Genomic DNA, 23515 nt, shown 5'->3' with positions numbered 1-23515 from the left:
CCATGCTGACGGTTTATCTGTCGGGAGAAATCCACACCGACTGGCGGGATCAGATTATTGAGGGATCTCAAGGGCTTGATGTCAAGTTCTTGAGTCCGGTCACCGATCACGCGGCCTCGGACGATTGCGGTGTCGCGATTTTGGGGGAAGAACCCAACAAATTCTGGCACGATCACAAGGGGGCGATGGTCAATGCGATCCGCACCCGCAAGGGTATTGCAGACGCAGATGTTGTGGTTGTCCGCTTTGGTGAACACTACAAGCAGTGGAATGCCGCTTTTGATGCGGGCTATGCGGCCGCACTTGGCAAGTCGCTGATCATCCTGCAACGCCCGGAACATGACCATGCGCTCAAGGAGGTGGATGCCGCAGCACTCGCCGTGGCGCGGGAACCGGCGCAGGTGGTGGATATTCTCAAGTATGTCCTGAACGGCAGCTTGCCGGGCTGACCATGTGTACAGCAGGTACATTAGATACGCGCGTTTTGTACACGCCATCCAAGCGGCGTGGATGGCGGGCGCACGGCGCGTCAAGGTGACGTTAACCGGGATCAAGGCAGGGTGACATCAACCCGCCAAAGCCCCGGAGTGCCAGCCATGTTCGTCAATGCCAACACCCGCAAGATCCGTGCGAATTTTCGCAACTACCTTGATCACGTCATGACAACGGGAGATCGGGTGCTGATCTTTCGACACGGCAAAGAGGTGGCGGCGCTGGTCTGCCGCGAGGACTTCAACGCGCTCGAGGAGGTCTCGGGGCGGACTGAACGGCTGATGGAACAGCGCCACCGCGAGGCTCTGGAGCGGATGCGGGTGATGAAGGGCAGAATGCGGCAGGATCTGTAAGGCGGGCCTGCGGTGCTATGGGAGAACGCTGAAACCAAGGCGATTCCTCCCCTCGCTCAGCGCAAGGCCAAATGCCCCGCGATTACTGCGTAGTCTGAACACTCTTGGTGACCCCGGCAGGATTCGAACCTGCAACCTGCCCCTTAGGAGGGGGCTGCTCTATCCTGTTGAGCCACGGGGCCACGCGGGGACTTGATTAGCGCGCGCGGGGGCGTTTGTCATCGTCCGATTTCTATGACGGGACGTTTTGGTGTGGGGATGCGCAGCATGCTTGATCCTGTCCGGGCGTTCGCGGTAACAATGGGCATCAGACTTTGTGGATATTTCCCGTGACACAACATGACCGACACCCCCTAACCCTGCGCGATGTGTCCGAAGCGGCGGGCGTGTCGGAGATGACGGTCAGTCGGGTGCTGCGCAACAAGGGCGATGTGTCAGACGGCACCCGGCAGCGCGTGCTCGAGGCGGCCAAGCGGCTGGGATATGTGCCAAACAAGATCGCGGGCGCCTTGGCCAGCCAACGGGTCAATCTGGTGGCCGTGATCATTCCGTCGATGTCCAACATGGTGTTTCCCGAGGTGATGACCGGGATCAGTGCCGTGCTGGAGGAGACCGATCTTCAGCCGGTGGTTGGATTGACCGGATACCGACCGGAAAAAGAGGAAAAAGTCCTCTATGAGATGCTGTCGTGGCGGCCCTCTGGGGTGATCATCGCGGGACTGGAACATTCGGATGCCAGCCGCGCCATGCTGCGGGCGAGCGGGATTCCCGTGGTCGAGATCATGGATGTGGACGGCACGCCGATTGACTCGGTCGTGGGAATTTCGCACCGGCGCGCCGGGCAACAGATGGCGCAGGCGATCATCAAGGCGGGCTATCGGCGGATCGGGTTCATGGGCACCAAGATGCCGCTCGATCACCGGGCGCGCAAACGGTTCGAGGGGTTCACAGAGGCGCTGGCCAAGGCCGGTATCGAGATGGCGGATCACGAGTTTTATTCGGGGGGATCGGCGCTGCTCAAGGGGCGGGAAATGACCGCTGAGATGCTGCGGCGCACGCCGGATCTGGATTTCCTCTACTACTCGAATGACATGATCGGGGCCGGCGGTTTGCTCTATCTGCTGGAGCAGGGAATCGACATTCCAGAACAGATGGGGCTGGCCGGGTTCAACGGCGTGGATCTTTTGAAAGGGTTGCCACGCGAGTTGGCGACGATGGATGCCTGCCGGCTGCAAATCGGGCGTAAGGCGGCCGAGATCATCGCAGCGCGGGCCGTGAGCCCCGGTGAAGTGGAGCCGGTGCGCATCACGCTGGAACCGACGCTGAGCCTTGGTGACACGCTGCGCCGTCGCTGAACATCTTTTCCCTGTTTGTGTCGCAAATGGCTTTGCATTTCTGAGGCGAATCGCAAAAGGCTGCGCTCAGCCGTCCAAAGAGCGGTGCAGGGAAGGACTTGAGAGACATGAGAATCGGTTTCATCGGGCTGGGGAATGTTGGTGGCAAGCTGTCGGGCAGCCTGTTGCGCAACGGTCACGATCTGACGGTGCACGATCTGAATGCGGAGCTGGTGCAATCCTTCGTGGTGCGTGGGGCCAAGGCCGCCGCAAGCCCGGCGCAGATGATGGGCGATTGCGAGATCGTGATCACCTGCCTGCCGTCGCCCGCCGCCTCGGATGCCGTCATGCAGCAGATGTTACCCGAGGTTGCCCCCGGCAAGATCTGGCTGGAGATGTCGACCACCGATGCGGATGAGATCCGCCGTTTGGGCGAGCTTGTGATCGCGCGGGGGGGCGCGGCAGTGGATTGCCCGGTCTCGGGCGGCTGCCACCGGGCCGATACCGGCAATATCTCGATCTTTGCCGGATGTGACCGGGCCACGTTCGAGCGTATTCTGCCGCTTTTGACAACCATGGGGCGGCGCGTTTTGCATACGGGCGATCTGGGCAGCGCGTCTCTGCTCAAGGTGATGACGAATTATTTGGCGACCGCCAATTTGCTGACGCTCTGCGAGGCGATGGTGACGATGAAGGGGGCCGGGCTTGACCTTGCGACGACCTATGAGGCGATCAAGATCAGTTCGGGCACGTCTTTTGTGCATGAGACCGAAAGTCAGGTGATCCTCAACGGGAGCCGCGACATCAGTTTCACCATGGATCTGGTCAAAAAGGATATCGGGCTGTTTCAGAAGATCGCCGATGATGCGGGCGTGCCGCTGGAAATTTCGCCACTGATGATCTCGATCTTTGACGACGGTATTCGGCGCTATGGCGCGCGGGCGCAATCGGATGATATCATCCGGCGACTGGAAGAGGCGACCGGCCTTGATATTCGCGCCCCGGGGTTTCCGGCGGAAATGGTTGATGATGAGCCCGAAGAACAGGGCTATGAGGTTGTCCCGCCGGGGCGCTAGGCCGTTAACCACGGAGTCGGGAAAGATTTGCCAGACAGGCGCGTTGGGCCTTTAATCATCGCGGGTCAATGTGAGTGGCGTGCGATGCTGATGTTTGCGAGTCTTCTGGGAATGGTCGCCGTTGGCGCGGCGGCGTTTGTTGGATTTCAACCCGTGGCGGAGGAGGTTGAGACCGACAGCGGCGAAGATGAGGGCAGCAATGAGGGGCCTGACCTGATCGAGAGCGTGTTTGGTCCGCAGCCGCCTGTCGGCGCGGGCGAGGTCGTCAGTGGGACACCTGAGGCAGAGGAGATCACCGGGACCGACGGGGACGATCAGATCAACGGTCTGGAGGCAGATGATACGATTTCCGGCGGAACCGGGAATGACAGTCTGCTTGGCGCTCAGGGTGATGATCGGATTTCCGGCGAGGGCGGCGACGATACCCTGCATGGCGGCGATGGGGCGGATGTGCTCGCGGGGGGAGAGGGGCGCGACGCGCTCTATGGCCATAATGACGCGGATGATCTGTCTGGTGGCGTGGGCGATGACAGCCTTGTCGGCAGCGCCGGAAATGATCTCTTGCACGGGGATGCGGGCGACGATGCGCTGCACGGCGATCTGGACGATGACACGCTGCACGGGGGGTTGGGGCGTGATACGCTGTTTGGCGGCTGGGGCGATGATGTGGTCGTTGGGCTGGTCGATGATCCGGCGACCTTTGGTCTTGATGACATCGACGGTGGTGATTTCCTCAATGGCGGCCCCGGTGACGATCTGATCCTCGCCGGTCATGACGATCTGGTGGATGCGGGGGAGGGGGCCGATTTGATTGTGCTGGGGGATTGGATTTCGGCGGGTCATGCGGCGGAGATCGTCGATTTTGATACCGAAGAGGACCGGCTCTTGGTCTTTTATGATGCGTTGAGCGGTGGTGATCCCACGCTCAGCCTTGAACCTGATGCAGAGGGCGGCCCGGTCCAAAACCTGCTGTTGAATGGTGTTGCCATCGCAACGATCGCCAATGCATCCGGCCTGACGCTGGATCACATCGCGCTGATACCGCAGAGCGCAATGGCCGAAATCAGCGGCCTCTAGCCACAGGGCGCAGCCGCAGCGATTCGCGCTTTCAATTCCAGAGATTTTCTCCTATACGCGCGTATCCTTTGGGCATGGTCCCGAGGGCTTTCCATGGACCTTGCTGGACGACATCCCGGCTTGTGCCCGACACACTTTATGCAAGGAGACCCCGATGTCGATTACCGCAGAAGAAAAAGACCGCGTCATCAAGGAATTCGGAACCAAAGAAGGCGACACTGGTTCGCCGGAAGTGCAGGTTGCCATTCTGACCTCGCGGATCACCACGCTGACCGAGCATTTCAAGACCCACAAGAAAGACAACCACGGTCGTCGTGGCCTTTTGATGATGGTCGCACAGCGCCGCAAGCTGCTGGATTACCTCAAAGGCAAGAACGAGGGCCGGTATCTGGACCTCATCAAGCGCCTCGGCATCCGCCGCTAAGACAAAATACCGCGCCTCCAAAAGGGCGCGGTTTTCGTATGATCCGATTGCTGTCTCGGTTTGGCTTTGCCGGGATAGCAGGATGAAGACCAAAAAGCCGCGGGGCAATGCGGCCCCGGATGCAAATGGGCCCGACGGGATACGCCCGGATCGGCCAAATTAGGAAACGTGATGTTTAAAGAGACGAAAAAATCGATGCAGTGGGGGGAAGAGACCCTCACTCTGGAAACTGGCAAGATCGCCCGTCAGGCGGATGGAACGGTTATTGCCACCCTTGGCGAGACCTCGGTCATGGCCAATGTGACCTTTGCCAAAGAGGCAAAGCCCGGTCAGGACTTTTTTCCGCTGACCGTTCATTACCAAGAGAGATACTATGCCGCCGGCAAAGTGCCCGGTGGCTTTTTCAAGCGTGAAGCACGGCCCTCTGAGAAAGAGACGCTGACCGCACGCCTGATCGACCGTCCGATCCGCCCGCTGTTCGTCCCAGGTTTCAAACATGAAACGCTGGTGATGTGCACCGTGCTCAGCCACGATCTGGTCAATGACCCCGATATCGTGGCCATGATCGCAACCTCTGCGGCGCTGACCATTTCGGGCGCACCCTTCATGGGTCCGATCGCGGGTTGCCGGGTGGGTTTTGTGGATGGGGAGTATATCCTCAACCCCGAAATCGACGACATGCACAATCTGCGCAACAATCCCGAGCAGCGGCTCGATCTGGTTGTCGCGGGCACCAAAGATGCCGTGATGATGGTCGAATCCGAGGCCTATGAGCTGACCGAAGAGGAAATGCTGGGCGCCGTTACCTTTGCGCATGAGCAAATCCAACCGGTCTGTGACCTGATCATCTCGCTCGCCGAAGACTGCGCGAAAGAGCCGTTCAACTTTACCCCGCCGGATTATTCGGAGCTCTACGAAGCGGTCAAATCCGCTGGTGCAGAGCACATGCACGCCGCTTTTGCCATTCGCGACAAGCAGGAACGCACCCATGCGATTTCCGCAGCCCGTGAGGCCATCAAGGCCAAGCTGAGCGAAGAGCAGCTTGCCGATGAAAACCTTGGTTTGGCGTTCAAGAAGCTGGAATCGAGTGTTCTGCGCGGCGACGTGGTCAAGAATGGCAACCGGATCGACGGGCGTCGTCTGGATGAGATCCGTTCGATCGTTTGCGAAACGGGTCTTTTGCCGCGCACCCATGGGTCGTCGCTGTTCACACGCGGCGAAACGCAGGCGCTGGTCGTGACCACGCTGGGCACCGGCGATGACGAGCAGTTCATTGACGCGCTGCACGGGAATTTCAAATCGAACTTCTTGCTGCATTATAACTTCCCCCCGTATTCGGTGGGCGAAGCTGGGCGCGTCGGCCCTCCGGGTCGTCGTGAAATCGGCCATGGCAAGCTCGCTTGGCGTGCGCTTCAGGCGGTTCTGCCGCCCGCGACCGATTTTCCCTACACGATCCGTCTGGTGTCGGAGATCACCGAATCGAACGGCTCTTCGTCCATGGCTTCGGTCTGTGGCGGGTCGCTGTCGATGATGGATGCGGGCGTGCCTCTCAAGACGTCTGTGGCCGGTGTGGCCATGGGTCTCGTGCTGGAAGAAGACGGCTCTTTTGCGATCCTGTCGGATATTCTGGGGGATGAAGATCACCTCGGCGACATGGATTTCAAAGTGGCTGGCACCGCGGATGGCATCACCTCGCTGCAGATGGATATCAAGGTTGCGGGCATCACGCCTGAGATCATGAAGAAAGCTCTGGAGCAGGCGAAAGCCGGTCGTTTGCACATCCTCGGCGAGATGGACAAGGCGCTGTCGGGTGCGGCAGAGTTCAGCGTTCATGCGCCGCGCATCGAGACCATGCAGATCCCCACCGACAAGATCCGGGAAGTCATCGGATCGGGCGGCAAGGTGATCCGCGAGATCGTCGAAGTGTCCGGGGCCAAGGTCGATATCAACGACGAGGGCATCATCAAGATCGCCTCGCCGAATGGTGAATCGATCAAGAAGGCCTATGACATGATCTGGTCGATCGTGGCAGAGCCGGAAGAGGGCAAGGTCTATGACGGCAAGGTCGTCAAGCTGGTGGACTTTGGCGCTTTCGTCAATTTCTTTGGCAAGCGGGACGGTCTGGTGCATGTCAGCCAGATCGAGAACCGTCGTCTGAACCATCCGAGCGACGTGCTCAAGGAAGGCCAGGACGTGAAGGTCAAGCTCTTGGGCTTTGACGACCGCGGCAAGGTGCGTCTGTCGATGAAAGTTGTCGATCAGGTCACTGGTGAAGAGGTCGCGCCCGAGAAGGGCGATAAAGACGCCGACTGAAACGCAGTCGCCGTTTGATATTGGCCCCGGTGGAAACGCCGGGGCCTTTTTCATGCCGTGGGTGACGCGACGTCATGCGCTCATTTGGTCCTAAGGTAAGGTTTTCCATACGGGACAAAAGCCCGGTTATTCCCCATGAAGACAAGGTTGATTTCTGCGACATCTACCCGAGTGATCAGGTTGACGAGTTGCGCGCAGTGTACGATCAAATTGGCAGCGCCATCACTCACGAAAGTGCTTGCCAGTTGGCCCCGGTGGAAACGCCGGGGCATTCTTCTAAGATCGCTGGCGTTTCTGCCGCCAAAAGCAGCCGGGAATCCCAGACTTAGTTGATCAACGCCTCGATCTTTTGCGTGATCTGGCCAGAGGTTGGGCGAGTGGTCGACCCCCAAGTGCCGATAACGCGGCCATCGGGCGCAATCAGAACCTTGTTGAAGTTCCAGGATGGTGCAAATCCGGTCTCAGTGCGGAGGGACGCATAGAACGGATGCGCAGCATTGCCGCTCACGGACGTAATGGTGGTCATGGGAAGATCGAGGCCAAAGTTGACCTCGCAGAATTCCTTGACCTCTGCCTCGCTGGACAGTTCTTGGCGGAAGTCGTCCGAGGGCACGGCAAGCACGACGAGACCCCTGTCACGGTAGCGGTCATAGAGCGTCTGAAGCCCGTCATACTGTGGGGTAAAGCCGCAGCGTGACGCGGTGTTGACCACAAGCACGGGCTGGCCAGACCAATCCGACAGCCTGATCTCACCGCCGTCGATATTGCCAAAGGGCGCGGTGAGGTCGAGCGCTGCGGCGGGCAGCGCGAAGAGGGAAGAGAGAATGAAAACGAGCAGGCGTATGAGATCCTCCTGTCAACCTTTAGAGATACGCCGTGGCAGCCATTGCGGATCACGTCACGCTATTTGATTTTTGCCGCGCCACCCCATCTGTTAACATAGAATGATCACAGGAGGTGTCTACCGTGACCCAGTACAGCAAAACCCCGGAGAAACTCGCAGCGCTCAGCCGCGAAGAATTCCGGGTGACGCAGCAGAGCGGAACAGAACATCCCGGCACCGGCAAGTATCTGCACAACAAGGAGCCGGGGATCTATGTGGATATTGTCAGCGGCGAGCCGCTCTTTGCCAGTTCGGACAAGTACGAATCGGGCTGCGGCTGGCCGAGTTTCACCAAGCCGATTGAGCCTGCGCATGTGAAAGAGTCACATGATTTCACGATGGGCATGATCCGGACGGAGGTGCGCAGCGCGCATGGCGATAGCCATCTTGGCCATGTTTTTCCGGATGGGCCGCCGGATCGGGGCGGGTTGCGCTATTGCATCAATTCAGCGAGCCTGCGATTCATACATCGTGATGACATGGAAGCAGAGGGATACGAAGCGTATCTCGATCAGGTGGAGGATGTAGCATGAGCGAACGTGCCGTACTGGCAGGGGGCTGTTTCTGGGGTATGCAGGATCTGATCCGCAAGATTCCGGGCGTGATATCGACCCGCGTGGGCTATACCGGCGGCAATGTTCCCAATGCCACCTATCGCAATCATGGGACGCATGCCGAAGGAATCGAAATCCACTTTGATCCGGCCAAGGTCACCTATCGACGGCTGTTGGAGTTCTTCTTTCAGATCCATGATCCGACCACGGTGAACCGGCAGGGCAATGACATGGGTATGAGCTATCGCTCGGCGATCTACTTTTGCAACGAAGCGCAAAAGGCCGAGGCGCTGCGCACGATTGCCGATGTCGAGGCGAGTGGGCTCTGGCCCGGCAAGGTGGTGACAGAGGTGGAGCCGGTCGGGGAGTTCTGGGAGGCGGAGCCGGAGCATCAGGATTATCTCAAGCGGTTCCCGCAGGGCTATACTTGCCACTTTCCGCGGGCCGATTGGGTGTTGCCACGCAAGGCGGCGGAAACCGACGCCTGAGGCGGAACAGAGACTGAGTTTACAGATCATAGGGCGATGGACCCAAGAACATGCGCCCTCTGACTGGAATATCGCTCAAGCTCATTTCGGTGATGCTCTTCATCACCATGTCATCGCTGATCAAGGCCACGGCGGCGCATGTGCCGCCGGGCGAGGCGGTGTTTTTTCGCTCGTTCTTTGCGATTCCGGTGATCCTGATCTGGCTGACGCTGCGTGGGGATCTGCGCACGGGTCTCAGGGCCACCTCTCCGATGAGCCATTTCTGGCGGGGATTCGTGGGCACGGCGGCGATGGGCCTTGGCTTTGCCGCCTTGGGCATGTTGCCGCTGCCAGAGGTGACGGCGCTCAGCTATGCAGCGCCGCTGTTGGTGGTGATCTTTGCGGCGATGTTCCTCAATGAACAGGTCGGCGTCTTTCGGATTGGCGCGGTGGCGCTTGGCCTTGGGGGTGTGTTGATCGTTCTGGCACCGCGCCTGACGGCGCTGAGTGGGCCGACCGTGGAGACCATGCAGGCGGTGGGCGCGATGCTGGCCGTGACAGGGGCGATCTGTGCCGCGCTCGCGCAAATCTATGTCCGCAAATTGGTGCAGACCGAGGAGACCAGCGCGATTGTGTTCTATTTCTCGGTCACGTCGACGGTGCTGTCGTTTCTGACGATCCCGTTCGGATGGGTCATGCCGACCGGACCGGAGCTTGGGCTGCTTGTTCTGGCGGGCCTGCTTGGCGGATTGGGCCAGATATTTCTGACGTCTTCGTATCGCTTTGCTGATGCCAGTGTGGTGGCCCCGTTTGACTATGCGTCGATCCTCTTTGCCTTGGGGATTGGCTATTTCATCTTTGATGAGGTGCCGACTCGCGCGATGCTGACAGGGGCGTCGCTGGTCATTCTGGCGGGCATCATCATCATACTGCGTGAGCGGCAGTTGGGTATCCAGCGCAATCGCGCACGTTCGGCCCGGACGCCGGAGTAGGATCAGCCTCCGGTCAGTGTGGCCAGGGCATAGGGCGGCCACAGCATCGCGCGCCGGAATCGGCCCAGAGGCCAGCGGCGCGGCGGTTTGCGCATGATCTCAGGGTAGAGGGCACGTGGGGTGCGGTCCAGCGCCAGGTCGGCAAGGATCGCACCGGCATAGCTCGCCATTGCGACGCCATTGCCGTGATAGGAGAGGCCAGTGAAGGCGCCCGGCATATCCGGGATCGGCCCGGCATAGGGGGTCAGATCTGGGGCAAGAGACAAGAGGCCATTCCAGCTATGCGGTGTTTCGACATGCGCCCAAGCCGGAAACATCGCCTCGAAATGCCGCCGGATCGTGCGGTGCATCCGGGCATCAAACCCCGGCGAGCTAAAGAGCCCGCCACGCATACCAAAGAGCATGCGATTGTCGGGCATCAAGCGGAAGTAATGCAGAAAAAAGCGGTCGTCATAGCACATCTGCCGCGTGGTCCAGCCCTGGGCGGCCAGCTCATCGTCGGTCAGGGGGCGGGTGACGATGACGTTGGATTGGGTGGGAATATACCGCGCGCGCATCCAACCCGGCAGATCATCCGACGAATAGCCGTTGGTGGCGACGATCAGGCGGCGGGCTGTGATGCGTGCGTTGGGTGTGGTGAGAGTGAAAGGTCCGGTCTGTTGGATCGCTGTAACGGGCGTGTTGGCATGGATGCGCACGCCCGCCCGGCTTGCGGCCTGTGTCAGACCAGTTGTGTATTTGAACGGGTTGAGGGCCACGCCAAGGGGCGTGGTGAGCGCCGCGTAGAACGGGCCTTTCATCCCCATCTGGGACAGTTCGGAGCCGGGGATGAAGGTGGGCGTGAGCCCGTAATCGGATTTGATCCGTATCGCACGGTCGGCAAAGCTGGCGGCGGCCTTGGGCGTATGGGCGAGCACGGTTTCGCCATCGGAATGGATGTCGGGGGCGATGCCGTGGGAGTCGATCAGGGCGCGGGTGAAATTCACCGACTCGACCTCGGTGCGGCACCATTCGCGCCGGGCGGATTCGCCGTGCATCTTGCGCAGCATCGCGTCGGAGGCGGCGGAGCCACCGAGGCAGCAAAAGCCACCATTGCGGCCCGATGCGCCCCAACCGGGTATCTGGGCCTCGAACACCCGGACATCCTGCCCCGCCTCTGCAAGATGCAGCGCAGTGGACAGGCCGGTAAAGCCAGCGCCGATTACGGCGACATCACAGGTGATGTCCCCCTCTGCTGCGGGGTAATTGGGCGGCGTCGCCGTGGTCGGCCAATAACAGCGCTCGCGCGGGCCTTCCCCATAGGCATGGGCGGGGAAAACACGGGTCATGCGTGCACGGCGGCGCGTTCGTCAGCCTGTTGGCGCAGCGAGGCGCGTTTCGTGATCAGCGAGGCGGAGATGACCCCAACCGCAACGATCCCGATCATGATGGTCGAGAGCGCGTTGATTTCCGGCGAGACGCCAAGACGCACCGCCGACCAGATCTTGATAGGCAGGGTGGTGGCCGAGGGACCGGCGGTGAAGCTGGCGATCACGAGGTCATCGAGCGACAGGGTGAAGGCCAGAAGCCAGCCGGAAATGACCGCGGGTGCGATGATGGGCAGGGTCACGAGGCGGAAGGCATCGAAGGCCGAGCAGCCCAGATCGAGCGCCGCCTCTTCGAGCGAGCGATCAAAGGTGGCCAGGCGCGACGACACAACGACCGAGACGAAACACATCGAGAACGTGGTATGCGCCAGAATGATGGTGAAGATCCCGCGATCCAGCCCAATGCCGATGAAGAGCAGAAGGAGCGACAGGCCGGTGATCACCTCGGGCATGACCAGCGGCGCGTAGATCATGCCAGAAAACAGCGTGCGACCATAGAACCGCCCGGCGCGCACCAGCACGAGGGCCGCCATGGTGCCCAAGATCGTGGCGATGGTCGAGGAGGCCACCGCCACCTTGACCGTCACCCAAGCGGCATCGAGGAAGGACTGGTTGCTGAGCAATTCGCCATACCATTTGGTCGAGAACCCGGCCCAGACCGTCACCAGCTTGGATTCGTTGAAACTATAGGTGATCAGGATGATCATCGGCAGGTAGAGAAAGGCGAATCCAAGCGTGAGCGAGGTGGCGTTGAACCATGTGAGCCGTCTCATTCTTCGGCCTCCCGCTGTTTTTGCTCGTTGCGTTGAAAGAGCACGATGGGGACGATCAGGATCAGCAACAGGACGACGGCCACGGCGCTGGCCACGGGCCAATCCCGGTTGTTGAAGAATTCTTCCCAGAGCACCTTGCCGATCATCAGGGTTTGCGATCCGCCCAAGAGCGAGGGAATGACGAACTCGCCGATAACCGGGATAAAGACCAGAAAGCATCCGGCTATGATGCCGGTTTTCGATAGGGGGACCGTGATCAACCAGAATGCCTTGATCCGCGAACAGCCCAGATCCTCGGCCGCTTCGAGCAGAGAGCCATCCATCCGCTCGAGCGCGGAATAGATCGGCAGGATCATGAACGGGAGGTAGGTGTAGACGATGCCGATATAGACCGCCGTGGGCGTGTTGAGGATGATCAGCGGCTCGGAAATCAGACCGAGTTTCAAGAGCAGCTGATTGAGATAGCCTTCGGTCGAGAGGATGCCCATCCAAGAGTAGACCCGGATGAGAAAGCTGGTCCAGAACGGCAGGATCACCAGCATCATCAGGGTCGGGCGCCAGTGATCCGGCGCATTGGCCATGCCATAGGCGATGGGATACCCCACCAACAGGGTCAGGAAGGTGGCAAAGAAGGCGATCTGGAGTGAGGAGACATACGCCTTCCAGTAGAGATCATCGGTCGTCAGAAAGGCGAAATTCTCTAGGTCCAACGCGCTGAAAAACGCCTTGATCCCCTGCCAGCCCTCGGTGAAATCCAAGGTTGGCGTATAGGGTGGAATGGCTGTGGCGATATCGCTGAGGCTGATCTTGAAAACGATCAGGAACGGCACCATGAAGAGGGCTAGAAGCCAGATATAGGGCAGGAAAATCAGGGTAAAGCGGCGCATCACGTCACCCTTTCAACAAAACGGCGGCGGTGTCGGTCCACGATAGCCAGACGATGTCTTCCCAAGTGAAGCCGCGCCGGGACAGGCGGCGGGTATTGGCGGTCTGCGCCTTGATCATCTGACCATTGGGCAAGGCAACGTGATAGGTCGAGAGGTTGCCAAGATAGGCGATGTCGATAATCTTGCCCTGTACGGCGTTGCGACGGTCTGTCGGTTGCTCGGCGCTGATCACCACCTTTTCCGGGCGCAGCGCAATGTGACAGGTCTCGCCATTGTCGAAATTGGTCTCGCTCTCGGCATAGAGCGGCGGCATGCCTTCGGCATAGGCGATTTCATATCCCTCGCCGGATTTACGGGCGGTGCCGGGGATGATCGTGACCTCGCCGATGAAGTCGGCCACATAGACGGAATTGGGTATTTCGTAGATGCGCGCGGGCGTGTCGGCCTGAATGATGCTCCCGTTGTCCATCACCGCGACACGACTGGCCACGGTCATCGCCTCTTCCTGATCGTGGGTCACGATCACGAATGTGGTGCCGGTTTTCTCTTGAATATCCATCAGTTCAAACTGGGTCGCCTGCCGCAATTTGGCGTCGAGCGCGCCAAGCGGTTCGTCGAGCAGCAAGAGTTTGGGGGCCTTGGCCAAGCTGCGGGCAAGAGCAACGCGCTGACGCTGACCACCGGAAATCTGGTGCGGCTTGCGTTTGGCGAATTGTTGCAGGCGCGTGAGCTTTAGCATTTCGTCGACGCGGGCGGCAATCTCGTCCTTGGGTTTGCTATCGCGTTTGAGACCAAAGGCGATGTTCTCCCAGACTGAGAGATGCGGGAAAAGCGCATAGGACTGGAACATCATGTTCACAGCGCGCTTGTTGGGCGGGATCGGTGCAAGATCCTGACCGGCAAGGAGAATCTTGCCCTCCGTCGGCTTTTCAAAGCCTGCCAGCATACGCATCATCGTGGTCTTGCCGCAGCCTGAGGGGCCCAGCAGCGCGAAGAACTCGCGCTCGTAGATGTCGAATGTCTGATTGTCGATCGCGGTAAATTCACCAAACCGCTTGGTCACGCCTTTGAACTGAATGAGTGGCTTTGCCTCTGGATCATTCCAAGGCTCGAAAACAACTTGCGCCATACCTGCCCCCGACTGTTTGAGATCGCCCGCGCATGGATTGGCCATGCGCGGGTAACTGTCTGTCCGGGTCAGGTGCCGGATTTGATCTTGGTCCAGAGACGGGTCACGACGCGCTGAACCTTGGCGTCATAGGGTGTGGTGGTGAAGAGATTGTTCAGAGCCTCTTCCGACGGATAAATCGCCGGATCGCCGATCACGTCCTCAATGAGAAACTCCTGGCTCGCCTTGTTGCCATTGGCGTAATAGACATAGTTCGACGCGGCGGCCATGTTTTGCGCGTCCATGATATAGTTCAGGAACACATGCGCGCCGTCTGGATTGGGGGCATCGACGGGGATCGCCATCTGGTCGAACCACATCTGCGCGCCTTCCTTGGGGGCGTTATAGACAATCTCGACGCCATTGTCGGCCTCTGCGGCGCGGTCACGGGCCTGAAGAATGTCACCGGACCAGCCCACAGCCACGCAGATATCACCATTGGCGAGCGCGTTTATATATTCCGAGCTGTTGAATTTCTGGATATATGGGCGCACCGCCATCAACACCGGCTCGATCTTGGCGATCACGTCGGGGTCATGGCTGTTGGGGTCTTCGCCGATGTATTTCAGCGCCATCGGGATCATTTCGGCGGGGGCGTCGAGGAAATGCACACCACACTCGCCCAGCTTGGCCATGTTGTCCGGGTTCAGAACCAGTTCGAGACTGTCGAGCGGCGCATCCTCACCCAGCAGTTCCTTGACCTTGCCGACATTGGCACCGATGCCGGTGGTGCCCCACATGTAGTTGATCGAATAGGCGTTGTCGGGGTCATACTGCGCCGTGCGGCTGCTGACGACGTCCCACATGTTCTCGTGATTTGGCAGTTTGGACAGGTCCAGCTTCTGGAAGGCGCCAGCTTCGATTTGCCGCTGGAGGAAGGTGCCCGACGGGACAACCACATCATAGCCGGAGCCGCCCGCGAGCATCTTGGTTTCCAGAACCTCGTTGCTGTCAAAGACGTCATAGATCAGCTTGAGCCCGGTATCCGCCTCGAAACTGGTCAGCAGTTCCTCGTCGATATAGTCGGACCAGTTGTAGACCCTTACCTCTTGCGCCTGCGCGGCAAAAGCGCCGAGCGCGATGGTGGCTGTCGTCGTCAGTATCAGATTTCGCATCATGTTCTCCCGTTGGTCGGCATGTGTCTGCCTTAAAGCGGATTTGATCAAAAAATACCGCTCATGGCAATATGGTAATGTTTTCATGCAGAAGCTAAACTCGCAAGGCCAGACGTAGACCTGCCTGATCGGAATGCTTTGCAGATGAACACCGCCGCACAGAAATTCAGCACCGACGGGGACGATATGCCCCGCCTGCCCGCGCATGAGTTGATTTATCGACAGCTTCGCGATTTGGTTCTGTTCGGGGATCTTGCGCCCGGTCAGGCCGTGACAATTCAAGGGCTGTCGGAGCGTCTGGAGGCGGGCATGACCCCGGTGCGCGAGGCAATCCGCCGCCTGATTGCAGAAGGCGCGTTAGAGTTTCAGGGCAATCGCCGGGTCTGTGTGCCCCTGTTGACGGCCGATAATATCAGCGAATTGATCTATGCAAGACAATGGCTTGACCCCTATTTGACGCTGCGCGCCACGGAGCGGGCGAGTCTTGCGGATCTGGATCAACTGGCAGCGTTGGATGATGAATTGGATCGCGCAATCTTGCGGGGGGATCTGCGGGCCTATCTTGAACTGAACTACCGATTTCATAAGCGGCTCTATGAGATTGCACAGGCGCCGATCCTTGCGGATGTCGCGGATGGGCTCTGGCTTCGGTTCGGGCCATCGCTCCGGGTGGTCTGTGGACGCATGGGCACGCAGAACCTGCCGGACAAGCACAAGGACATGCTGGCCGCGATGCATGCCCATGATGCAGAGGCCGCAGCGCGCGCCATTCGCGAGGATGTGATTCAGGGAATGGAGCAAGTGCGCCATTCTCTTGAGCGATCTGGTGCCGCTTACTGATTCGATTGACACCAGATAATTTGATCATATTTTGGGTGCATCGGCTGCGCTTGCGCAGTTCAACCGACTCTGGAAAGGGAATGCCATGACGATGATCACCAATCACATGCCGACTGCTGAATTGCAGGCGCTGGATGCCGCGCATCACATGCACCCCTTTACCCATGGCAATCAATTGGGGAGCAAAGGCGCGCGAATCATCACCCGCGCCAAGGGTGTGACCCTGACGGATAGCGAAGGCAATATGATCCTCGACGGGATGGGCGGTCTCTGGTGTGTCAATATCGGCTATGGGCGCAAGGAGCTGGCGGACGTGGCGGCCCGGCAGATGCTGGAACTGCCGTTCTACAACACGTTTTTCCAGACCAGCCATGTGCCCGCCATCGCACTGGCTGCAAAACTGGCCGAACTGGCGCCGGGTGATCTCAACCATGTGTTCTACGCCGGGTCGGGGTCTGAGGCGAATGACACCAATATCCGCATGGTCCGCACCTATTGGGCACAGTTGGGCGAACCCGAGCGCAATATCATCATCAGCCGCAAGAATGCCTATCACGGGTCGAGCGTGGGCAGTGGCAGTTTGGGCGGCATGTCGGGTATCCATGCCCAGGGCGGGTTGCCCATTCCGAACATTCACCACATTGACCAGCCGCATTGGTATGCCGAAGGCGGCGATAGCGACCCCGAGGCGTTTGGGCTGGAGCGCGCGCGGCAGCTTGAGGCCAAGATCGAGGAACTGGGCGCGCACCGTGTCGCGGCCTTTATCGCAGAGCCGGTGCAGGGCGCGGGCGGCGTGATCATCCCGCCCGACAGCTACTGGCCCGAGATTCAGCGGATTTGCGACAAATACGGCATCCTGCTGATTGCCGATGAGGTGATCTGTGGGTTTGGGCGCACCGGCAATTGGTTTGGCAGTCAGACCTATGACATTCGCCCCGATATCATGACCATCGCCAAGGGGCTGAGTTCTGGGTATGCGCCGATTGGCGGCTCTCTGGTGTCGGACCGGGTGGCCAAGGTGATCAACGACTGTGAGTTCAACCACGGTTACACCTATTCCGGGCATCCGGTGTCCTGCGCCGTCGCGTTGGAAAACCTGCGGATTCTCGACGAGGAAAAGATTGTCGAGCGCGTGGCGCAGGATACCGGACCTTATCTGCAAGAGAAATGGAACACGCTGGCCGAGCATCCGCTGGTCGGCGAAACCCGGATCATCGGTATGATGGGATCGCTGGCGCTGACCCCGCACAAGGCGAGCCGCGCCAAGTTTGCATCCGAGCCGGGCACGGCGGGCTATATCTGTCGTGAGCGGTGTTTCGCGAACAATCTGGTGATGCGCCATGTTGGCGACCGGATGATCATCTCGCCGCCGCTGGTGATCTCGAAATCCGAGATCGACACGCTGATCGAGCGGGCGTGGATGTCGCTTGATCAGGCGGAGAAGCAGATCCGCGACGACGGCTTGATGAAGGCCGCCGTCTGAGGCGGAATTACGGAGCAACCGGGCGCAACGCGCGCCCGGCCAGCATGAGATGTGTGGTCATTGCGCCGATCCACATGCAGGTCACCGCCACCCATGCGGTCAGGGCAAAGATCGCACCGCCAGACATGCCCGCGCCGACGGCACAGCCGCCTGCGAGCATGCTGCCAAAGCCCATCAGCGCCGCGCCGATCAGGTAGCGCTCCATCGGGGTGTCGGGGCCAAAGCGCTCGATCTTCCATTCACGGGTCAGGATGGCCATGGTGGCCGCACCCGTAAAGACCCCCGGCACAAGGCCCACACCAAAGCCAAGGGGTAGGCTGGTGCTGTTGACCAATCCCATCAGCGTGTCGGTGGACGGGCCGGTAAACGTGACGGAAGAGATCTCGACCACCTCGAACGAGGTCTGGGCAATGGCATAGGTCAGCAGCCAGCCAAGGCCTACCGCACCGCCAACCAGAGCGGCGGCAATGGCGTGGCTGGGGCGCACCTCGCGTCGAAAGGCGAGGAGAAAGCCGCCTGTCAGACCTAGCCCGGCGATCAGCGCCGCCATGCCCGGCCCCATGCCGAGATAGGACAGGATATTGCGTGCCTCGCCCCCCGGGAGGAGCCAGAGGCTTGCCAATCCCTCACGCGAGGGGGCCAGAACACCGCGCAGCGCCGATTGCGCCACAAGCGTCAGGACAAGCCCGGTCACGATGGCGCGTAGGTTGCCGGTGGCCGAGAGCACGAGCAGGCGGCTGGCACAGCCGCGCGCAAGGATCATGCCGGCCCCGAACATCAGCCCGCCGATTATGGCCCCCGACAGGCTGCCTGTGGCCGCCAATGGGCGCGCCTCGGACACATCGAGTAGGCCCAGGGCAATGGCGCCCTGAACCGAGGCGACACCGGCGGAAAAGGCGATGAGCCAGATCGAGAGGCGCGGGCCAAAGCCCCGTTCAGCCACTTCGATCGTGGCGGCACGCAGACAAAAGCGGGAATGTTGGGCGGCGGCCCCAAAGAGCACGCCGACAAGGGCACCCGCCATCGCCAGAACCGCCCCATCGCCAAATCTGTCTATCAAGGATTCAAGCATACGCCGCCCCGCGATGAAAGATGCGACTGGATATCAAGGCAAGGGTTTGAGCGCCTTGATATGGGTCAACCGGGCCACCGCAGCGGCCCGGTTGCACTGGTTTATTGCAAAGCCTCTTGAACGATCTCGTCCAGCATGGCCTGCACTTTCTGCATCTCGCCCTCGGGGTAATTGCGATAGCCGATCAAGACCTCACCGCCTTGATCGGCAACGAAGATACCATAGGGGCAGTGGGCGATGTTCATGGGATCTGCCTCCATCACCTCGCGCGAGAGGGTGGCGGAGCAGAACAGAAAGATATCCGCCGCGTCGAAGATTTTGACATCGCTGCCAACATCCGCGCCGGTGCGGTTCAACATCTCGCCGACATGGCTTTGCAGGTCGATCACCAGACCGCGACCGACAATCGCGCTCTCGACGGCAAAGGTGGCGTCGTCAAAGCTGCCGTCATAGGGGTAGGTGGTGGCCTGCTCTGCCGCCGCAACAGGCAGGGCCATCAGGGCCAGAGCACCGGCCAGAACTGTGCGTTTCACTGGAAATCTCCTCTTTCAGACTGGGTGGTGCGCGTTTTCAATTGAACATGTCCGCGATGATTCCGGCATACCAGCCGACGGATTCCTCATAGGTCGCCTTGCGGGTTGCGGCGTCTTCGCCGGTCTGCGAGACAAAGCCGTCGACCTTGGCGATCTTTTCCGCCGTGGCCTCGTAGGTGGCCCCCACCTTGACGCCATCGTCGGGGGCGATGAGCGACCAGCAGGTGTTGGTGAACTTGGCCGGAAAGACCTTGGAATCGGTCAGCGCACCGCGCACCGCCATGGCGCAGACCTTGGCCTGTGAATTGGCGGCAAAGCCGGATTTGGGCATATCGCCCTGTTGCGCCGCATCGCCCAGAACATGCACATCCGGGTCAGCCTTGGACGACATATCGGCGGCATTGACCGGCGCCCAATTGCCATCGGTGACGCCCGCCATATCGGCGATGCGCCCGGCCTTTTGCGCGGGGATGACGTTACAGACATCAACATTCTCGACCGATCCGTCGATGTCCACGGTCATCGCCTCGGGATCGACGGTCACGTTTGTTGCCCCGAAATCCGGGCCGACCCGTTCTATCATGCCGCTGTAATGGCGTTCCCAACCTTCCTCGAACAGACCCTGTTTCGAGAATGTCTCCTTGGGGTCGACCAGCAAAATCTTGGCGGTCGGGTTGGTCTGCTTGAGCACATGCGCCACCATGGAAATCCGCTCGTAGGGCCCCGGCGGGCAGCGGAATGGGTCGGGCGGGGCCACCATGGCAAAGCGTCCGCCCTGCGGCATCGCCATGATCTGCGCCTTGAGAAGTTCGCTCTGCGATCCGGCCTTGTAGGCATGGGGCATCTTGTTCTGCGCGGCGACAGACCAGCCGGGCACAGCCCCCTCGACGAAATCAATGCCGGGGCTGAGGATCAGCTTGTCATAGGGCAGCACGGAACCACCTGCGAGGCTGACGGTCTTGGCGTCGCGGTCCACGTCGACGGCCCAGTCATGCACGACGTTGATCCCGTATTTGGCCGCAAGTGTGCCATAGGTATGGGAAATATCGTCTAACTCGGTGAAACCGGCGATATAGAGGTTGGAAAAGTAGCAGGTGAAATAGGTGCGCGAGGGCTCGACCAGAGTCACGTCAATCGCGCCCTTGCTGTCCTTGGCGATATAGCGCGCGGCGGTGGCCCCGCCCGATCCGCCACCAATCACCACGACACGGGGTTTGCCGTGGTTATCGGCCAGCACGCGCGGTGCCGAAAGGGTCGCAGCCGTAGCCGCGCCCACGGCAATAAACTTGCGTCGGTTGAATGTCATTTTCCGTCCTCCCTGGATGGACCCCGGTTCAGTCGAGGTCCTTGAAATAGGCCGCCAATGCCGCAATCTCCTCGTTCGACAGGCGTCCGGCCATCATCTGCATCACCGGATGGGGACGCAGTTTGTCTTTGTAAGCGTGCATGGCGACCACGAAATCCTCTTGGGGCCAGCGGGTGATCGAGGGGATACCTTCGGTCGAACCATCTGCCTGATGACAGCTTACGCATTCACTCGAGAGGTATTCGCCATATTCGGGATCACCCTGGATCGCCAGAATTGCGGGATCGACGGTGTGATCGGTGCCGCGCGCGGTTGGCGCGGCCTCGGGGATATTCGCGGGGTTGGCGGAAAAGCGGCGCAGATAGGCCAAGAGGTCCGCACGGTCCTGCACGTCCTTGATGCCCCGAAAACTCATGCGGGTTTTGGACACGAGGGCGCGGGGATTTTCGATATAGGCGTCGAGCGTATCAAAGCCCCAGATCAGGCCATCGACCCCGGCGCGCTGCATCGAGTCGGAATAGGCAAAGCCCGTATGCGATGCGGCTCGCCGCCCGAAGAGGCCATTGAGATGGGGGCCAATACGGTCCTCGGCCCCCTGTCCAATCTCGTGACAGCCCTTGCACTGCCCATAGAGCGCCTCGCCTGCCGCTGTGTCGCCTGCCAGTTCGGCGCGCACGGCACCTGCCGCCAGTATCGCGGTCAGGGCAATCGGCAAGAGGAGGCGCGCTGTCATGGCCGCATCTTACTGGCTGAAGTTTGAAAGATAAGCTGAAATTGCCGTGAGATCCTCATCCTTTTTGAGGCCTGCAAAACTCATCTTAGTGCCCTTCATAAAGCCGCGCGGATTGGCGAGGAACTCTTTCAGAGTTTCGTCGGTCCAGACCAGACCATCGCCGGCCATGGCTTGCAGAGCGTCGGAATATTTGAAGCCCTCAGCCGATCCCGCCGCGCGCCCCATCACCCCGTTGAGTACCGGGCCAACACGGTTTGTGGCCCCTTCGCCGACCTGATGGCAGGCGCTGCATTTCTTGAACACCTTTTCGCCAGCGGCGATCAGGGCCGGATCAATCGCCGCCACCTCTGCGGCGGGGGCCGCTTTCGGTTCTGCGGCCGGTTCAGGCGCGGCCACGGCCACATCGACAGGCTCTGCCGCGCTCGCCTCTTCGGTGGCGGTCTGTTCGTCTGGCGTCACATCGAGAACGGTGGCGTGCATCGTGATCTCGACGCTGTCCTTGCAATTTTCCATGCAGGGCTCGCCATGCCAGATTGCATATTCGGTCACGGCGCGGTCATCGACGATGAAGCCACCCGCATTGGGCAACACCACGTCCATGAAGTTCTCATGGCTCAGCTCGAAATCGTCCTCCACGAGATTGTTGGAATAGAGGATATAGGCGACGATGGCATAGACATCGTCCGGCGTCAGGCTTTGGGCGTTGCCAAAGGGCATCGAGCGGTTGACGTAGTCGAACACCGTCGAGAGATGGGGCCAGTAGGACCCCACCGTCTTGAGCGGGTCGTCACGGTCGAGCGTGTCGGCGCCGCCGGCCAGTTTGGGCCAGTTGCCGATGCCTTCGGCGAAATCGCCATGGCAGACCGCGCAATGCTCGCCAAAGACCTCATCCCCGGTCCAGACATCGCCCGATCCTTCGGGGAGGCCGCGCCCATCGGGCATCACCTTGACATCCCACGCGGCGATCTCCTCGGGCAGGGCGGGGCGGCCAAGGCCGTAGTCGCCAGCCCAAAGCGCGGTTGCGGTAGCGCTGAGAGCAAAGCCTGTGATCAGCGTAAACTTAAGAAACTTCGACATTTTCTGCCTCCCCGTTGGGCCGCACCCACCATGTCTGAATACAGTTGTTGTGATAGACCGAGTTCAAGCCGCGCACCTCTCGCAGTTGCGCCTTGGTGGGCTGAATATAGCCGGTCTCGTCCATAGCGCGGCTCTGAAGCAGCATCTCTTCGCCGTCCCATGTTGTGTCGAGGTAGAAGCGGGTCAGCGCCTTGGCCTCGCCCGGTTTGGCAAGACGGGCGGTTTCCCATGTCTTGCCACCGTCCTTGGACACATCCACGCGGGTGATTGCGCCATGACCGGACCATGCGAGGCCCGTGATCACCAGCGGGCCCTTGCCATGCTTGATGGGCGATTGCGGGCTGGGCGCGGTGATGACCGATTTGGCATCCATCACCCAAGTCCATTTGCGGCTGGTGCCATCCGCCAGCGTGTCGGTGTATTTGCTGGTCTCTTCGCGGCTCTCGACGGCGGCGTCGGTCACTTCGATGCGGCGCAGCCATTTGACCCACATGTTGCCTTCCCAGCCGGGCACGACAAGGCGCACGGGGTAACCGTGTTCCTTGCGCAGCGCCTCTCCATTGGCCTTGAACGCGACAAGGCAGTCGCCAAGCGCCTTGGCCATCGGGATCGAGCGGCCGTTGGACGAGGCATCGGCCCCTTCGACATAGACCCATTTATCCTTGAGCTCACCCGCTGCGTCCAATCCCGCCTCTTCCAGCAGGGTGCGCAGGGACACGCCGGTGTATTCCATGTTGTGAATCATGCCATGGGTGAACTGTGCGCCGTTCAACTGCGCGCCCGCCCATTCCATGCCGGTGTTGGCCGCACATTCGCAGAAGTAAATGTGGTTTTCGCGCGGAAAACGCTCGAGATCTTCGTAGGTAAAGACCAGCGGCGTATCGACGAGGCCGTTGATCATCAGGCGATAGTCCTCTTTCTTGAGGTCGATCGCGCCGGAATGGTGCCGCTCGAACGCGCAACCCTGCGGCGTGATAGTGCCGTCGAGCGCGTGAATGGGGGTAAAGTTGATCGAGCTGATCGGATCGGCGGTGAGCCAAGGCACATTGCGCCGCACCACGTCCGCCTCATAGTCGATGGGCAGACCGTAGGGGGTGGCATCCACACCGTCGCCCAGACTGATGGCCCAGTCCTGCACTTCGGTGATCAGCGGATCGGGGGTGGCGGCCTGTGCCGCGCCCGCCGCGACGGCCCCG

Annotated in this window: 24 protein-coding genes and 1 tRNA gene; 12 read left to right on the top strand and 13 right to left on the bottom strand. The window is 60.3% G+C overall.

Annotated features, from left to right (window positions below; all coding sequences use genetic code 11):
* Positions 1-2: 2 nt before the first annotated feature.
* Together VR71_RS17900 and VR71_RS17895 are read left to right on the top strand one after the other, a co-directional pair.
* Positions 3-449 (top strand): YtoQ family protein, encoded by a 447-nt coding sequence (locus tag VR71_RS17900; RefSeq protein ID WP_009816713.1) that lies wholly within the window; start codon positions 3-5, stop codon positions 447-449.
* Between the two features lie 147 nt (positions 450-596).
* Positions 597-845 (top strand): type II toxin-antitoxin system Phd/YefM family antitoxin, encoded by a 249-nt coding sequence (locus tag VR71_RS17895; RefSeq protein WP_045686009.1) that lies wholly within the window; start codon positions 597-599, stop codon positions 843-845.
* Between the two features lie 105 nt (positions 846-950).
* Here the strand turns inward: VR71_RS17895 and VR71_RS17890 are convergent.
* Positions 951-1027: transfer RNA gene (locus tag VR71_RS17890), tRNA-Arg, on the bottom strand.
* Positions 1028-1174: 147 nt separating this feature from the next.
* On the opposite strand from VR71_RS17890, the gene VR71_RS17885 reads away from it, so the two are divergent.
* The 5 genes from VR71_RS17885 (at position 1175) to pnp (ending at position 7069) form a co-directional block, all read left to right on the top strand.
* Positions 1175-2200, top strand: a complete 1026-nt coding sequence (locus VR71_RS17885; protein ID WP_009816715.1) for a LacI family DNA-binding transcriptional regulator — start codon at positions 1175-1177, stop codon at positions 2198-2200.
* A gap of 107 nt (positions 2201-2307) precedes the next feature.
* A complete protein-coding gene (locus VR71_RS17880; protein ID WP_045686008.1) occupies positions 2308-3255 on the top strand; it encodes an NAD(P)-dependent oxidoreductase in 948 nt (315 codons plus the stop codon).
* Positions 3256-3345: 90 nt separating this feature from the next.
* Entirely contained in the window at positions 3346-4332 is a 987-nt protein-coding gene (locus tag VR71_RS17875; protein WP_296430552.1) for a calcium-binding protein, read from the top strand.
* A 154-nt stretch (positions 4333-4486) separates the two neighbouring features.
* Positions 4487-4756 (top strand): 30S ribosomal protein S15, encoded by a 270-nt coding sequence (rpsO, locus tag VR71_RS17870; protein WP_009816718.1) that lies wholly within the window; start codon positions 4487-4489, stop codon positions 4754-4756.
* Between the two features lie 171 nt (positions 4757-4927).
* On the top strand, positions 4928-7069 hold the full coding sequence (pnp, locus tag VR71_RS17865; protein ID WP_045686006.1) for a polyribonucleotide nucleotidyltransferase: 2142 nt from the start codon (positions 4928-4930) through the stop codon (positions 7067-7069).
* 325 nt (positions 7070-7394) lie between these two features.
* On the opposite strand, the gene VR71_RS17855 is transcribed toward pnp, so the two are convergent.
* Positions 7395-7913, bottom strand: coding sequence for a glutathione peroxidase (locus VR71_RS17855; RefSeq protein ID WP_045686004.1), 519 nt, complete (start codon positions 7911-7913; stop codon positions 7395-7397).
* A gap of 122 nt (positions 7914-8035) precedes the next feature.
* Here VR71_RS17855 and msrB point away from each other — a divergent pair, with 122 nt between their 5' ends.
* Genes msrB through VR71_RS17840 form a run of 3 tightly spaced genes read left to right on the top strand, consistent with a single transcriptional unit; the run spans position 8036 to position 9965 of the window.
* Entirely contained in the window at positions 8036-8485 is a 450-nt protein-coding gene (gene msrB / locus VR71_RS17850; protein WP_045686003.1) for a peptide-methionine (R)-S-oxide reductase MsrB, read from the top strand.
* Complete coding sequence (msrA, locus tag VR71_RS17845; protein WP_045686002.1) at positions 8482-8994, top strand: peptide-methionine (S)-S-oxide reductase MsrA; 513 nt, start codon at positions 8482-8484, stop codon at positions 8992-8994. The genes msrB and msrA overlap by 4 nt, the downstream gene beginning before the upstream one ends.
* Positions 8995-9044: 50 nt before the next feature.
* Positions 9045-9965: a DMT family transporter gene (locus tag VR71_RS17840; protein WP_009816724.1), complete on the top strand. Its 921-nt coding sequence runs from the start codon at positions 9045-9047 to the stop codon at positions 9963-9965.
* A gap of 2 nt (positions 9966-9967) precedes the next feature.
* Here VR71_RS17840 and VR71_RS17835 read toward each other — a convergent pair whose 3' ends face one another.
* From VR71_RS17835 to VR71_RS17815, 5 genes are all read right to left on the bottom strand, one after another.
* Positions 9968-11293 (bottom strand): FAD-binding oxidoreductase, encoded by a 1326-nt coding sequence (locus tag VR71_RS17835; RefSeq protein ID WP_045686001.1) that lies wholly within the window; start codon positions 11291-11293, stop codon positions 9968-9970.
* Entirely contained in the window at positions 11290-12105 is an 816-nt protein-coding gene (locus tag VR71_RS17830; RefSeq protein ID WP_009816726.1) for an ABC transporter permease, read from the bottom strand. Before VR71_RS17830 ends, VR71_RS17835 begins: the two co-directional genes overlap by 4 nt.
* Positions 12102-12992 (bottom strand): ABC transporter permease subunit, encoded by an 891-nt coding sequence (locus tag VR71_RS17825; protein WP_045686000.1) that lies wholly within the window; start codon positions 12990-12992, stop codon positions 12102-12104. The genes VR71_RS17830 and VR71_RS17825 overlap by 4 nt, the downstream gene beginning before the upstream one ends.
* 4 nt (positions 12993-12996) lie before the next feature.
* Positions 12997-14121: an ABC transporter ATP-binding protein gene (locus tag VR71_RS17820; RefSeq protein ID WP_045686101.1), complete on the bottom strand. Its 1125-nt coding sequence runs from the start codon at positions 14119-14121 to the stop codon at positions 12997-12999.
* 68 nt (positions 14122-14189) lie between these two features.
* Positions 14190-15275 (bottom strand): polyamine ABC transporter substrate-binding protein, encoded by a 1086-nt coding sequence (locus tag VR71_RS17815; RefSeq protein ID WP_296430550.1) that lies wholly within the window; start codon positions 15273-15275, stop codon positions 14190-14192.
* 144 nt (positions 15276-15419) lie between these two features.
* On the opposite strand from VR71_RS17815, the gene VR71_RS17810 reads away from it, so the two are divergent.
* Both VR71_RS17810 and VR71_RS17805 read left to right on the top strand, forming a co-directional pair.
* Complete coding sequence (locus VR71_RS17810) at positions 15420-16115, top strand: GntR family transcriptional regulator (protein ID WP_045685998.1); 696 nt, start codon at positions 15420-15422, stop codon at positions 16113-16115.
* A gap of 85 nt (positions 16116-16200) precedes the next feature.
* A complete protein-coding gene (locus VR71_RS17805; protein ID WP_045685997.1) occupies positions 16201-17598 on the top strand; it encodes an aspartate aminotransferase family protein in 1398 nt (465 codons plus the stop codon).
* Between the two features lie 7 nt (positions 17599-17605).
* On the opposite strand, the gene VR71_RS17800 is transcribed toward VR71_RS17805, so the two are convergent.
* From VR71_RS17800 to soxC, 6 genes are all read right to left on the bottom strand, one after another.
* Positions 17606-18670, bottom strand: coding sequence for a YeeE/YedE family protein (locus VR71_RS17800; RefSeq protein ID WP_045685996.1), 1065 nt, complete (start codon positions 18668-18670; stop codon positions 17606-17608).
* A gap of 101 nt (positions 18671-18771) precedes the next feature.
* Entirely contained in the window at positions 18772-19203 is a 432-nt protein-coding gene (locus tag VR71_RS17795) for a DUF302 domain-containing protein (RefSeq protein WP_009816733.1), read from the bottom strand.
* A gap of 37 nt (positions 19204-19240) precedes the next feature.
* Complete coding sequence (locus tag VR71_RS17790; protein ID WP_045685995.1) at positions 19241-20509, bottom strand: NAD(P)/FAD-dependent oxidoreductase; 1269 nt, start codon at positions 20507-20509, stop codon at positions 19241-19243.
* Between the two features lie 28 nt (positions 20510-20537).
* On the bottom strand, positions 20538-21242 hold the full coding sequence (locus VR71_RS17785) for a c-type cytochrome (RefSeq protein WP_045685994.1): 705 nt from the start codon (positions 21240-21242) through the stop codon (positions 20538-20540).
* Between the two features lie 9 nt (positions 21243-21251).
* A complete protein-coding gene (locus VR71_RS17780) occupies positions 21252-22319 on the bottom strand; it encodes a c-type cytochrome (RefSeq protein ID WP_045685993.1) in 1068 nt (355 codons plus the stop codon).
* A partial coding sequence (gene soxC / locus VR71_RS17775) for a sulfite dehydrogenase (RefSeq protein WP_045685992.1) occupies positions 22303-23515 on the bottom strand: 1213 nt, incomplete at its 5' end. The genes soxC and VR71_RS17780, both read right to left, overlap by 17 nt.

Origin of the sequence: Roseovarius sp. BRH_c41 (assembly GCF_000961715.1) — a bacterium.
Lineage (GTDB): Bacteria > Pseudomonadota > Alphaproteobacteria > Rhodobacterales > Rhodobacteraceae > Roseovarius.
The sequence above is the reverse complement of the archived record's forward strand: the minus strand, read 5'-3'. Positions and strand labels throughout refer to the sequence as shown.